This is a genomic window from Spirosoma luteum DSM 19990, assembly GCF_000374065.1.
Classification (GTDB): Bacteria; Bacteroidota; Bacteroidia; order Cytophagales; family Spirosomataceae; genus Spirosoma; species Spirosoma luteum.
Map to the genome: position 1 here is coordinate 33,760 of NZ_KB893250.1, position 14,409 is coordinate 48,168.

Annotated in this window: 10 protein-coding genes; 5 read left to right on the top strand and 5 right to left on the bottom strand. The window is 49.6% G+C overall.

Annotation, left to right across the window (positions count from 1 at the left end):
- Window positions 1-52 precede the first annotated feature (52 nt).
- From B156_RS0109045 to B156_RS0109060, 4 genes are all read left to right on the top strand, one after another.
- The gene (locus tag B156_RS0109045; RefSeq protein ID WP_018619364.1) at window positions 53-1,720 is read left to right on the top strand and encodes a hypothetical protein; all 1,668 of its coding nucleotides are present in this window, start codon (window positions 53-55) and stop codon (window positions 1,718-1,720) included.
- A gap of 89 nt (window positions 1,721-1,809) precedes the next feature.
- Window positions 1,810-2,145, top strand: a complete 336-nt coding sequence (locus B156_RS0109050; protein WP_018619365.1) for a helix-turn-helix domain-containing protein — start codon at window positions 1,810-1,812, stop codon at window positions 2,143-2,145.
- 20 nt (window positions 2,146-2,165) lie between these two features.
- Window positions 2,166-2,564, top strand: a complete 399-nt coding sequence (locus B156_RS0109055) for a hypothetical protein (protein WP_157626967.1) — start codon at window positions 2,166-2,168, stop codon at window positions 2,562-2,564.
- Window positions 2,565-2,647: 83 nt separating this feature from the next.
- Window positions 2,648-4,288, top strand: coding sequence for a hypothetical protein (locus tag B156_RS0109060; RefSeq protein WP_018619367.1), 1,641 nt, complete (start codon window positions 2,648-2,650; stop codon window positions 4,286-4,288).
- 151 nt (window positions 4,289-4,439) lie between these two features.
- Here B156_RS0109060 and B156_RS0109065 read toward each other — a convergent pair whose 3' ends face one another.
- A complete protein-coding gene (locus B156_RS0109065) occupies window positions 4,440-5,051 on the bottom strand; it encodes a hypothetical protein (protein ID WP_018619368.1) in 612 nt (203 codons plus the stop codon).
- Between the two features lie 505 nt (window positions 5,052-5,556).
- Between B156_RS0109065 and B156_RS0109070 the strand changes: the two genes are divergently transcribed.
- Window positions 5,557-5,898, top strand: a complete 342-nt coding sequence (locus B156_RS0109070) for a hypothetical protein (protein ID WP_018619369.1) — start codon at window positions 5,557-5,559, stop codon at window positions 5,896-5,898.
- Between the two features lie 89 nt (window positions 5,899-5,987).
- Here B156_RS0109070 and B156_RS0109075 read toward each other — a convergent pair whose 3' ends face one another.
- The 4 genes from B156_RS0109075 to B156_RS0109090 form a co-directional block, all read right to left on the bottom strand.
- On the bottom strand, window positions 5,988-7,991 hold the full coding sequence (locus tag B156_RS0109075; RefSeq protein WP_026260711.1) for a T9SS type A sorting domain-containing protein: 2,004 nt from the start codon (window positions 7,989-7,991) through the stop codon (window positions 5,988-5,990).
- A 1,098-nt stretch (window positions 7,992-9,089) separates the two neighbouring features.
- A complete protein-coding gene (locus tag B156_RS0109080; RefSeq protein WP_157626969.1) occupies window positions 9,090-11,111 on the bottom strand; it encodes a T9SS type A sorting domain-containing protein in 2,022 nt (673 codons plus the stop codon).
- A gap of 729 nt (window positions 11,112-11,840) precedes the next feature.
- Window positions 11,841-12,164, bottom strand: coding sequence for a type IIL restriction-modification enzyme MmeI (locus B156_RS0109085; RefSeq protein WP_026260712.1), 324 nt, complete (start codon window positions 12,162-12,164; stop codon window positions 11,841-11,843).
- 171 nt (window positions 12,165-12,335) lie between these two features.
- Window positions 12,336-14,360 carry an FG-GAP repeat domain-containing protein gene (locus B156_RS0109090; protein ID WP_026260713.1) on the bottom strand — a complete coding sequence of 675 codons (2,025 nt, stop codon included), beginning with the start codon at window positions 14,358-14,360 and terminating at the stop codon, window positions 12,336-12,338.
- Window positions 14,361-14,409: the final 49 nt, after the last annotated feature.

Here is a 14,409-nt window from a genome sequence, read left to right on the forward strand (position 1 = left end):
CCGGCCAATTAACCATTAAGAAGTAATTAACGACCAAACCAAGTTCAACCGAATGATTAGAACCATATCAATAGATAGGGCTATTGGATTCTATCCCTCCATCATTCAATTCGGCATTCTTTTTTTATCGAATGACCGCTCATTAAATACTTCCGAAACCAACGACCTGATTGAGAGACTACAAAAAGTAAGTGAGTCTACTTCATTCACGGAGAAACTAACCTTTTGGTTAAATAATAAAATATGCGTGACTCACATTTGGCTTTGTGATACATCATCACTTGTTGAGGGAGAAAACCGGGAAGAAGTCAGATACAAAACAGAATTGGGTCCACCAAGTCCAGACATTGTTTTCGCACTTTATCCATCGACCCCACTAGAAGTAGTAGAAATTAATTTAAAGAATATAGCTACCGGACTTGAATACACCGGATCATTTGACAGGTACAAAAGTGATTACTTAGCATTATTAGAAGAAAATAGAAGTAGCGCATTCCTATTGAACAGAATAAAGAATGACCTAAATGAAGTAAAGAAGAAATTTTCAGATCACAACAATAGACTCGTTTTTTTGGATATCCAAGAACACCAATGGAGTGATTCATTTCGAGATGGTACAGATAGTCTAAATTTGAACGACTACAAAATATGGAATCGCAGTGAGACTTCAATATCAAATTTGAGTGCAGTTAGCCGCTATGCCCAAGGTCCTTATTTATTCCATTTCGTTGATCTACCCGAAGATGTCATAGGTGCAGCTAAAGGATATTTGAATTGCCAGATTGTACCTTTTCTAGAAGGGTTGGTGGTACAATACTCCAATAAGTCAAATTTAGAAACTAAGGCAATTCCGAATTATTCGAATACTGATTACAACCCACCCAATTCAACCAGATTGGATAGTAATAATTATAAACCATTGACCAAACCAAGTATGAAAATTGAAACAGATAGGTTAGAATTAATTATTCAGACACTGGATCACATTTTTGTTGATTCAAGATATGAGTTTCGTACCAGGTGGAATAATGGGAGTTTAGGTAGTCCTTTATGCAAATTATATGTTTATTATCAATCGCTAACAAATACATGGAGGGACAATAGAACGTTGGTCCTCGACCCATATGCTCTCGAATCAGAAATAAAAGACAACTTTCTTTCTGTGAATGAACAACAGAAATCAAACTACATCAAATTACTGAAACACAAACTTTCATATCTAAAAGAAGAGGAGCAAAAAACTATTAAATCACTGGAAGAATTAAAAATTGATATTGAAAACGGGTTAGTTGATCGAGATCAAATTATTGATTACAATCATAGTAGGGTATCAACATTTGTATACTATATGGAAGATACCTTGAGGATGGCCGATAGAGTAGAAAGAATAATTAATGAAAATATTGAAGTTTTCTGCTCTGAACCGATAAATCAAGAATTAAATACAGCACTATTAAACTCAGAACCGTGCGTAAAACTTCAATGGAACGGGGCGGCTGATACTCTTTACGATATTTTCAGGCAACTAAAAAACCATCATTTGCCAAACGGTTCGGCACTGGTTGAGGATAGTTATGACAACATAGCTATTTTTATCAAACAGGTATTTACTGGGTTTGATGGAGTAGAGACTTCAACAATTAGGGGGGAACTGACCAAAAATAAACGGCCTAAGAAATCTTTCAACCGAATTGACCTTGACTTGACCGAACCGGATTGATTGTACGTCGAATTTGATACGCCAAAAAGTACGGCGTATTTTTTGCCTTTACGTAGACCTACACCTTTACTGAAACAAACGCAAATGCTATGTTTCAGCAAACAATTCAAATCACAATGACCCCCGATCAGTTAGGCGAACTGGTACGCGGGGCGGTTCGCTCAGAGTTAGCGACCTACACACCACCCGCGCCGGAAGGCTCTGACCTCCCCGAACTGCTAACCCGTCGGCAAACGTCCGATACCTTGCAGGTATCACTAACAACCCTCCATGATTGGGCACTCGATACAGAGGAACGTTCGGCCGTATTGTTACCCCTCAAAATAAACGGGCGGGTCCGCTATCGTCGGGTTGATGTACTGGCGGCACTCAAACAGCCGCGCCGGTTCAAACACACTAAGGCAGTGGAGGGCCGGGGCAAATGACGTATATACCCGCATCCCACATGGTCACGTTCGCGCTCGATGCCGACAAAGGCCGTTATACCGTTGAAACCTGTGAACCCGGATTTACCCGTGTCCCTCGTGAGTTGATTGTAGAGGACCGACGATTCAACGACGACATAAACGCCAACCTCATCCTGCGGGGCACCGAAACGGAAAAGAAAACCGGGGGGCGTTCGGTCAAATTCTTTACCGGACTGCTACCGACCACCCAGACGGGCGTTTTCCTTGGAAACGTGCTGACCTTTGGGCGCAACGGCGAACGCATCCGCAACGGCGTTCTATTGCGTTTCTCGACCGATGCCGGCCGAATGACCCTGCGCTACTTTCCCGCCTATTATCCCTATCCTGACGGGCGGGCCGCATTCGTGTCGGCCGTTCTTGACCGGGGGCTACTCTGACCCCACCGGACCAAACTAACAATCAAACAACCACATAAACCACCGCCCCCGATTGTGACGAATCGGGGGCGAACAATACCACTATGTACGACGGAACAAAAATAAACCACCTGGCAGCAAGTGCAACACTACTGCTATCCATTGACCGGCTGAAATTTGCCTTACCCATTAACGAACAAACGGGCGAAGTCATTAGACGACCGCGACGGGCTGACGACCGGGGGCTGACTTTTACGTTGATTCCGCAACTATCAGGTAACGGTTACCGGGTTGAGTTGAAAGGAAGTTTGCACAACTTTTACAACCATGTACGGGATAGGGCCGCGCTGGGTAACTCCGATCAGTTCATAGTCGACCACCTGCTGACCGCGCTCGATCACTTGGTGACTGCCTACCAGATTGACCCGTTCAACTCTAAACTAAATAATATTGAATTTGGGGTGAATGTTGCGTTACCTTTTCCGGTTGCGCTCGTCTTACAGAACCTAGTCAGCTACAAGAACCGTCCCTTCACCCGCGACACCCGCAGCGATACCCTTTACTACCAGTGCGAAACTCAACGCTACGTTGTCAAACTATACGACAAGGGCCACCAGTACGGACTGACAACAAATCTGCTACGAGTTGAGGTGAAGGTTTTGCGAATGGAATACCTACGGAGCCGGGGCGTATGCCTGACTACGTTAGCGGACTTGCTGAATGTTGCCAACTACGAAACCATTGGGGCGTTACTAGTCGACACGTTCAAGGCTATCATTTTTGACGACCCCACTATTGACCCCACCCGGCTAACCAGCCGCGAACGGAGCATCTACGAAAACGGGCGCAACCCCCGATTTTGGCATATACCCGACGACCTGACCCCCACCCAGGCAAATACCAACCGCCAACGATTGCACCGCGCAGAACAACGTTACCGGGCACTCCTGAGCCACTACCGACGGGGGGCTGACTGGCAGACAAAAACAGCCGAATTAATTGCCCAAACATGGGAGCAATTAACCACCGTTTCCGACGACCTGCTGACCCGTATTGACCAACACCGGGCGGCATGGACTGACCTTACTTTTGGGTTACTTTTGAGCGATAAAATTCAGGCCGAGAAATTAGAGGATAATAAGAAAAACCCGCAAAATACGGACACCCAAAAAATACCCAATAGCTGTGATGGAGCTGCCATAAACCCGCCCGAAACCTGTCACGAATTAACCAACTTGACAATTCCCGTTTATGGGATTTTTTCAGGGAATTTACCTGCAACCTGTCACGAATTAACCACCCCCGAAAAACCCGATTTGTCACGAAATAACCCCTTGTATTTAGGAGTAATACATGACACCTCCAACACCCACACCACCACCGGACCGGGGGCTATCATTTGCCCAGTAACAAAGGTGAAAATAGATGACCCATGGCCGGGGCAAATCTTTGTAACACAAACCACCCTCCGCACCGACCGCGACCTGCTGACGGAGTTGGAACAGTTGTTTACCTGCTACCGTAAAGGGTCAAAGGAGGACCAACCCACCCGCACCGCTCACAATGTTCGCAACATACCTAGCAACATCCGCAACAACCTACGGCGAAAGTTGATCCGAACAATTTACGGGCCGGGGGGAGGTCAGTTGTCATTGTTTGCGGCATCAGACATGGTAAGAATCACAGACCAAGAACGGGCCGCGCTCGACTATTGGAAGGGCACCCGGTTTGAATTACCGATCTGAGCGAATTAATGATTTTTCTCGAGTCAATACGCGCATGTTAGCCAACATCTCAACATGATCACGACATACAACCGAGTGAATAGAAGATTTTTTCGACACGACACGCGCGCGGGACTGAGGCAAACAACTAGCTATAGGAGTTTGAGGGCTATCATTTACGGCGTATATAAGTTTTGTTCCCTTTGCTGTTGTAATAATATTTTCCACCACGCGGCCCGGTATGAATAGTTGCACCAGTAGTAGGTGTACTATACATTGTTGACTCCGTTTTGTCACTGGCAGATTGTGTATTCGTGTTTCTGTAGGAAGGGTATTTGTCTATGGAATTATAAGTAGGGCGATAACCTGCCTTTTCTTTAAACTTCTTTTGAGCAACAGCGTACACACTTTGATCACGGATGAAGAATAGGTAATTGTGATATTCAACACCCTGCCAACCTTGCAACTGTATAGGCTCATACAATGTGCTGATTGTGTCTCCAACTGAAAGGGACGTCAACCGACGACTAGTTGTTTCTGGCCTTTCATAAACATCACAAGGTTTCAGGAAAACGTAATAGTACCGCGTGTATGTTTCCTTACCAGAAATTGATTTTAATTTAGGAGAACAGCAGATAGTGAAGATGGAAAGAATCATCAATGATACCGCCCTCAAAAGTGTTTGAGGAGTAATGTGTATCTTTCCTTTAGTTCTTTTCAATTCAATCGAAGTTGTTGCCGGAAGGCTGTTGACCAAAAAGGAGGTCATAAATCCAAGTTTCATAATGGCGTGTTTTTCATCAAAGGATATAGTCAACGTAGTTTACCCTTTCTATTCCACTTTGTAAGACAAAGTGGAATAGTCACAAAAGGGAGGGGCATTTATATTTCCAGCCGCGCCGGACTGTCAACCGTTGGCCTGTTTAGTTCTTATTCGTGCAATACTGCTGAGGGGGGTACATCTTCATCATATGTACGGGGAGGGGTACATTTATTCTCTACCGTTTGCCCAAAGGTCAACCGTTAGCCTAGCAACAAAGAAACGGTGCCATAATTCAGGGGTGGGGGTATATGGTTGTAAGTCCCTAGCAAGTGCCCAAATCACCACCGTTAGTCCTGCGAAGAAAAAACGGTGTCAAAATTCGCCGTTTATTACCCCTGTACTGAAATGAGTACTTTAGTGACATACGGAATAAAAACGGTTATAAGACGGAATAGAAACGGGACGAACGGAATAGCGGTAAAAGGCTGGAAAACGGTTAATAACAACGAAGGTAGAAGGACGAAACATGGCAAGGTATAACATTTGGCAGGATGGAATAAACACCCGGTTCACCTCCGAGAATCAACCCGCCAACCGGGGGCGCAAAAAAGGCAAACCCAACCGGGCAACACTTTTGCGGGTAATGATGAAAGTTATTCAGGATGCTACGCAGAGGATTGAGCAGGAACGGCGGGACCATCGTAACGCCCTACGGCGGGAACGCTACTGGGCAAAAAAACGGCTGCATCACGCGCCGGTTAAACGTCTGTTTCAGGCTGTTGGTCGTGATAATGTTGACAACGATGGATTGGAGAGTGTGGAGGTGCTGAAATTGAAAGTCAACGGCAACATCGAATGGCAGCCGTAGCGACGCGCTGACCATACGTGCATCCCCCAAACAGCCAAAAGGCCCCCACTATCAGCGGGGGCCTTTTGATTGCCTAAGTAAAAGACAAACTAATTCACTTTCAGAATCCTGACCGTCTCCGATTGGCCCTGGCTACTGGTTCTTAATAAGAGTATACCTGCGGGCTGGTTCGATACGTCGAACCGGTAGTACTCCCCTGCGCCCGCCCGCTCCGTGCGTCTTTGGTCAACAAGGTGCCCTTTCACGTCGGTCAGGGACAGGTTCAGAGGTTTGTCTTCCCTTCCTGTTACCTCCACTTCCACCATAGTGTGTACCGGGTTGCCCAGGAGCCTCACCCGCAGGCCGGCCGTGGGTTCCAGGCCCGTACCCAGCCGGGCAACACCCAGCCCCATGCAGTTGGCCAGCCAGTTGTAGTTGAAACTGGCTTCACCGGCTGTGCCAAATTGCGTGGCCCTGAGCCTGATAATGGGGTTGTCGGTATACAAACGCAGGGTGTAGGGGCCGGGGCTGGTGGTGGGCAGCATCTCATTAACCACCGAGAAACTGATGGGCTGGCCACTTACACCGGTGTACTGGGGAGACAGCATTACCCGCCGTTCGGTTGCACTCACCGTTTGGCAGTTCACCGTGGCTCCAGTGATGGCGAAGTCAGCAGGTGGGGGCGATGCTCCGCAGGCTGCCAGCCAGTTGTAATTGAAGCCGGCTTCGCCCGGTGTACCGCTCTGGGTAGCCTTGAGAGTGATTGTGGGGTTGTCAGTATACAGGCGCAGGGTATGGGGACCAGGACTGGTGGTAGGTAGCATCTCATTGACAACTGAGAAACTGATGGGCTGGCCGGTTGTACCCGCGTACTGGGGGGAAAAGGTCAGCTGACGCTCGGTGGCCGTGACCGTCGCACAGCTAACTGGTGTTACGCCCGTAATGGTAAAGGAGCAGTTAATCAGCACCGAGACGTTGTTTGAGTTAAAGTTGGAGACGGCCAGGTCAGGCCGGCCATCGCCATTAAATTCACCCACCACTACGACATTTGGACCGGTACCGACGGGAAAGTTGACAGCAACCCCAAATCCGCCACTGCCATTGGCGAGCAGCACCGAGATGTTGTTTGACGCATAGTTGGAGACGGCCATATCAGCTTTACCATCGCCATTGACATCGCCCAGAGCGACCGAAATAGGATTATTGCCAACGGGATAATTAGTCGGCACTCCAAATCCGCCACCGCCTGTACCCAGCAGCACCGACACATTGTTTGATATGTAGTTCGCCACGGCCAGATCAGCTTTACCATCGGCGTTGAAGTCGCTCACCACTATACCACCGGGCTGCAAACCAACAGCAAAAATAGCAGCCGCTCCAAATCCGCCACTCCCGTTGCCCAGCAGCACCGAGACGGTATTAGAACTTTGGTTAGCAACTACCAGGTCGACTTTGCCATCGCTGTTGAAGTCGCCCAGGGCTATTGTAATGGGATCCTTGCCAACAGGAAAGTTAGTGGCGGTTCCGAATCCACCACTGCCATTGCCCAGCAGCACCGACACGTTGCTTGAATTATAGTTCGCCACGGCCAAGTCAGCCTTACCATCAGCGTTGAAGTCGCCCACGGCTACTTCACTTGGGCTGGTACCGACTGTATAGCTGACAGCGGGTTCAAATCCACCACTGCCAGTACCCAGCAGTACCGAAATGTAATTAGACGCTAAGTTAGCGACGGCCAGATCAGCCCGGCCGTCGGCATTGAAGTCAGCTACTGCGATCCTGTGGGGAGAACTACCGACGGCAAAGTCAGTCGGTGCCCCGAATCCACCACCGCCATTGCCCAATAACACCGAGACTCGATCAGTATTTAAGTTGGCGGCAACCAGGTCAGCCCGGCCATCGCCATTAAAGTCGCCCCCTGCTACCGAATAGGGCAAACCACGGCCTGCGGGTAGGGTTGTCGTATTGAAACACTGCCCCCATCCTATGTTGTTAAATCCGGTGAAGAGCAGACACATCAGCCACCAGCAGGGGACTACACCAATGCGGACTGGCTTACGTAATAAACAGTGATTTCGTCGGCCTAGGGGCCGGGTAAGTAGAAAAGGGTTCATAAAAAAGATGGATGTTTGAGACAATTACACTAGACTCGCATACACAGTAAACTCGGAAGAACAACCAAATCTGACCTGCATTTAGGTAAGAATATAGGAGCTAATCAGCGTTTAGCTAAATCAACCTTCCAGCAAACAAGGTCGAAACAAAGTAATTTTACAGGCAGACAGCACTAACCCATCCTAACTCCGAAAGGATGAAGTCGCATGCGTGAAGGTACAGATACACTATATCAACGTATAATAATATTCATAAAAAATATGATGATACTTGGCTGTTTTTATCAAACGGTAATTGGTCTGAACATGAGCGCGATTACAAACGATCAATTTGTTTTGTCAAGTGAAGTAACTCAACTGTTGGGAAGGGGACCCTTGTATCTTCAGCAGGGCCGGTCCGTGAACCGTTAGCCCAGTCGCACAGATACGCGGTCAAAATTCAAGGGGGGGTGCATCGTCTTTTCATATGTAGACAATAGATTGACCAGATTAGATAATCGGTATCAAACTAATCAGAGAACCGTCACCTGCTCCCAAAAAAATAGGCCGGGGGAACCACCCACCCGACCCAAAGAGCCGCAGGAACCACCCTTACGACTCTGACCAAACCAAGTGACCCTAAAGGCCGCTCGTTTGATTCAAAGATACAACAGTCAATCCGTCAACCCAACCCGTCAACCAGGTGGTATTGTTTGCGTATCCGTCAACCAATCCGTCAACTGGCAAAATAATTATTTTTAATCTATTGACTATCAATTACTTGACTTGCTAGGTTATAATCCAATCGGGATCACTTTTTACATTTCAAGGCTAATCAGGATTAGAGTTAAACTAACTCAATATCAACTGGTTAGCCTTTTTTTGATTGTACTTTGTTGAAAACAAGGCGATAAATCAACGTAAATGCGTCAACCAGTCCGCACCATTGGATTGCCGGTTGCCCAATGAAGTACAGGTTTCTTCAACTCATCCACCGGTAAATATCCAGGCAACACCGAACGCGGTTTCAACGGCGAACGAAATGTTTTTGTAGCGTCAAATAGCCAACAGACCCCGGCTGCTAGTCGGGGCCTGTTGTTGACCTGAGTAATATGGGTGCTAATTCACTTTCAGAATCCTGACAGTTTGTGACTGGCCCTGGTTGCTGGTTCGCAGCAAAAGGGAGCCTGTGGGTAGTTTCGACACGTCGAACAGATAGTGCTCACTGGCTCCTGCCTGCTCCGTGCGTCTTTGGTCAACAATGTGCCCCTTCAGGTCAGTCAGGGACAGCTGTAGGGTGGTATTTTCACTACCGGTTACCTCCACCTCCACAGCATAATGCACCGGGTTGCCCAGTAGCTTCACCTGTAGTCTGGCTGTCGGTTCCGGGCTCGTACCCAGCCGGGCAACACCCAGTCCCATGCAGTTGGCCAGCCAGTTGTAGTTGAAACTGGCCTCCCCCGATGTGCCACTTTGCGTGGCCCTGAGCCTGATAATGGGGTTGTCGGTGTATAAACGCAGGGTGTAGGGGCCGGGGTTGGTAGTAGGCAGCATCTCATTAATGATTGAGAAACTAATGGGCTGTCCGCTTACGCCGGTGTATTGGGGGGTAAAAGTCAGCCGGCGTTCCGTGGCCGTTACCGCAGTGCAGTTCACGGATGTTACGCCCGTGATACCGAAGGGCGCCGGTGGAGTGAAACCGGCCTGACAAACGGCCAGCCAGTTGTAGTCGACACTAGCCTCACCGGGTGTGCCACCCTGCGTGGCCCTAAGCCTGATAATGGGGTTATCGGTGTACAACCGCAGGGTGTAGGGGCCGGGGTTGGTAGTGGGCAGCATCTCATTGATTACCGAGAAACTAACGGGCTGGCCGTTCAGTCCTGCGTATTGGGGGGTGAAGGTAAACTGACGCTCCGTGGCCGTTACCGTCGTACAGTGTACCGGGGTCACGCTCGCGATGGCAAAGCTGGCAGGCGGGGCGCAATTAAGCAGTATCGAGAGGTTGTTCGAATTAATGTTCGCGGTGGCCAGGTCGGGCCTACCATCACCGTTGAAGTTACCCACTACCACCTGAAAGGGATCAACACCGACAGCAAAGTTAGTCGGTGCGCCAAAGCCCCCGCTGCCAGTACCCAGCAGCACCGCGACGCTACCGGAACCCGTTTTGACGACAGCCAGATCTGTCCGGCCATCGCCGTTGAAGTCACCCAACGCTACTGAATAGGAAAAACTACCGATGGGGAATTTAGTGGGTGCCCCAAAGCCGCCACTGCCATTACCCAGCAGCACCGAAACATCGTTACCATTAAAATTCGCGGTGGCCAGGTCGGGTCGGCCATCGCCGTTAAAATCACCTACTGCTACTGAAGTGGGATCACTACCGACGGGGAAATTGGTAGCGGCCCCAAAGCCGCCACTACCCGTACCCAATAGCACCGAGACGTTGTTGGAACCCGAATTTGGCGTGACCAGGTCTGCACGGCCATCGCCATTGAAATCGCCCACCACGGCAGCATAGGGTTTCATTCCGACAGAAAAATTAGTTGGTGCGCTAAAGTTTCCACTGCCAATACCCAGCAGCACCGAAACGTAGTCAGAATTAAGGATGGCTACCGCCAGGTCGGGTCGGCCGTCGCCGTTGAAATCGCCCACCGCCACCGATTGGGGGCCGATACCGACTGCAAAATTAGTAGCAGCTCCAAAGCCGCCAGTGCCGTTACCCAGCAACACCGAGACGTTGTTAGACCGTACGTTTGCCACTGCCAGATCTGCCCGGCCATCACTGTTAAAGTCGCCTGTGGCGATGGATTCGGGGTCATCACCGACCGCAAAACTAGTGGGTGCGCCAAAGCCACCACTGCCGTTACCCAGCAGCACCGAGACGTTGTTGGAACCCGCGTTCGGTGTGGCCAGGTCGGCCCGGCCATCGCTGTTAAAGTCGCCCAATGCCACCGAATGGGGAAAATTACCGCCCGATGGTACGGCTGTTGCATTGAAACATTGCCCCCAACCTACGTTGCTGAGTCCGGTTAAGAGCAAACACACCAGCCACCAGCCGGGAACTGCACCCGCGCTGACCGACTTGCTGGCTAAATAGTGATTTCGGCACCCCAGGGGGCGGATTGATGGAGAATTTTTCATAAAAGGGATGAACATTTAGGGTAACTACACCTGATTTAGACACGCAGTAGACACGGAAAAGAAACCCAGTCTGACGGGTTATCAGGTCAGCACAGGGATAACTGATCAGTGCCTGGCTAAATTGACCTCACGGAGAATGAGGGCAAAACAACGTACTGTACTGGCCGACAATACTGAGGCACGACTATGCCGGGAGGCTACAATCGCGTGCGCTGGAAAAATACATTTCCTATAACAATAATGCTATTAATTAAGATAATAATAATTCCGTTTATTTATCAAACGGAAGCTGGCTCGAATCCCGCTAGGCTGAAAGGCCGTGAATTACGTAGCTGTTTCATCTGTGAGCGGTAGCAAACGCCATATACCTAACGTCGGGAAAGGTACTTGGTTTGCGTTAGTACTGTAATGTGAATACGGGGCAAAAACTAATCCCGTGTTCACGTTTAATAGGGACTCAGTACAACTAGTTTACCGTATTTCTGGTCATACTGAGACACGAAGAATCTTCGGGTAAGTTCGGCTTTTTGGCTCTTAGCGAAGATTCTTCGTGTCTCAGCATGACAAATTACCGGTTGTAATAGTATAATCCAATCATATATAACTAGCTATAAGACAATCACTTATATCGTGCAAGTCCAGTCGGGAGTTTGGCGTACGAGGGCGGCTAAGGTATCTAGTAACGGTTATACTTTTTCGGGGGGTGTTTTCGCAGAAAGGGCGGCAACCCTAATTCAGCATGGTCCTGTGTCTTTTGTTAATCGGGGGTATCATCCGTATCGACAGACAACCCCTGTTTGGTTTCCAGCACAAAACAGCCGCGTTTGTGAGGTCAATCCGGCCTATCGTGGCCCGGCCGGTACTGCGTTTACCGTTGTCGTTAAACTCCACCGCCCGTTCGAGTACGTAGGCATCCTGAGCGGGGTCGTCGGTCGTGGGGTCGGGGCGGGGTACGCCAATGAGGTCGCAAAGGTCTTGCAGAAACAGGCCATAATTGGCGCGTTCGGCACCGCCAGCCGGTTTCCAGCGGGCTTCAAATTCAGGATAAGTCACGGGTAAACAAACTACGAACGGGTGTGATCAAAACAGACAAAGGTTAATGCGCCCGAAAAAAAACGATTGCGGGTAACACTTTATCCGTGATTTAATTAGTCGGGGGCACTAAACAGCTAAAAGGCCCCCACTAACAGCGGGAGCCTTTTGACTACCGAAATAACAGGGGCATCAATTCACTTTCAGAATCCTGACGGTTTGGGATTGTCCCTGGCTACTGGCCCTTAGTAAAAGTGGACCTGTAGGCAAGCTCGACACATCGAACCGATAGTGTTCGCTGATACCAGCTTGCTCAGTCCGTCTTTGACCAATGATGCGGCCGCTCGTAGTAGCCAGGGACAGCTGTATCGACCGGTTTTCGATACCCGTTACCTCAACTTCAATACTCTCCCGCACCGGATTACCCAGCACCTTAATCTGTAGTCTAGCTGTGGGTTCTGTGCCCACACCCAGCCGGGGCGCACCGCCCCCCCTACAGAGGGCCAGCCAGTCGTAGCTAAAGGTAGCCTCACCTGCAGTTCCGGTCTGAGTAGCCCTGAGGGTAATAGTGGGGTTGTCGGTGTACAGCCGCAGGGTGTAGGGGCCAGGGGCGGTAGTGGGTAGCAGCTCGTTGACGACTGAGAAACTGATAGGTTGGCCCGTTACGCCCGCGTACCGGGGTGTAAACGTCAGTTGGCGCTCAGTAGCCGTCACGGTCGTACAGCTCACCGTGGTGACACCGGTAATGCTAAAGGGTAAGGTCGGCGGGGGGGAACCCCCACTACAGAGGGCCAGCCAGTCGTAGCTAAAGGTAGCCTCACCTGCAGTTCCGGTCTGAGTAGCCCTGAGGGTAACAGTGGGGTTGTCGGTGTACAGCCGCAGGGTGTAGGGGCCAGGGGCGGTAGTGGGCAACAGCTCGTTGACGACTGAGAAACTGATGGGTTGGCCCGTTACGCCCGCGTACCGGGGTGTAAACGTCAGTTGGCGCTCAGTAGCCGTCACGGTCGTACAGCTCACCGTGGTGACACCGGTAATGCTAAAGGGTAAGGTCGGGGTAGTGGCGCAGTTAAGTAGTACTGTGACGATGCTTGCGCCGTTCGTAATTAAATCGGGCTTACCATCGCTATTGAAGTCACCCACGGCTACAGAAAGGGGCCCACTTTCAACACTATAGTTAGTCGGTGAACCAAAGCCTCCACTGCCATTGCCTAAAATCACTGAAATGCTTCTGGAACCAGAGTTGGCAGCCGCCAGATCAGGCCTGCCATCACTATTAAAGTCACCCACAGCTACAGAAGTGGGTTCACTACCAACCGGAAAGTCGGTGAAAAGATCAAAGCCACCGCTGCCATTATCCAGTAACACCGAGACGGTGTTAAAATATCTAATGGCAACCGCCAGATCAGGCCGTCCATTATTATCGAAGTCGCCCACCGCAATGGAAGTGGCTTGAGCGCGAACTGGAAAGTTGACTGGCGGGCTAAAGGTCCCACTGCTATTACCATATAGCACTGAGACAATAGAATTATAACGGGGCGCGAGGGCCAGATCGGGCCAACCATCGCCATTAAAGTCACCTACCGCTATGGATTCAGAGCCACTGGTTGCTGTAGTAAACGTAGTAGGTGGGCCAAAGCCCCCGCTGCCATTGCCTTGTAGTACGGAGACATAGGATTCAAAAAAGTTTGCAACCGCCAGGTCGGTTCGACCATCGTTATTGAAATCACCCACAGCTACGGAAGAAGGGGAAGGGCCAACGGGAAAGTTAGTTGAGGCACTAAAACTCCCGCTACCATTACCTAATAGTATGGAGATATTATTGGAAGAAGTATTGGCAACCGCCAGATCGGGTCGGCCATCGTTATTAAAGTCACCTATTGCTAAAGAAGTGGGAGCAGTGCCAACAGGGAAGTCAATTTTGGCTCCAAAGCCACCACTGCCATTACCTGGTAATAGCGAGACGGTATGAGAAAAGAAATTTGTGGTAACCAGGTCAGGTCGGCCATCGCTATTAAAATCGCCCACGGCGACGGTATAGGGGTTAGAACCATGAGGAATGGTTGTAGTCGTAAAACATTGCCCCCAACCTATACGGCTAAGTGTAGTTACGAGCAACCATAGGAGCCACCAGCGACTGGATAAACCAAAGCTGCCTGCACTACTTAATAAACAGGGACTTCTCCGGCCTAATAAGCCGATAGGTAGAAAAGGATTCATGGAAAGGAAAGTTTAAGACAATTACTCCAAACTCAACTGCGAAGTAAAC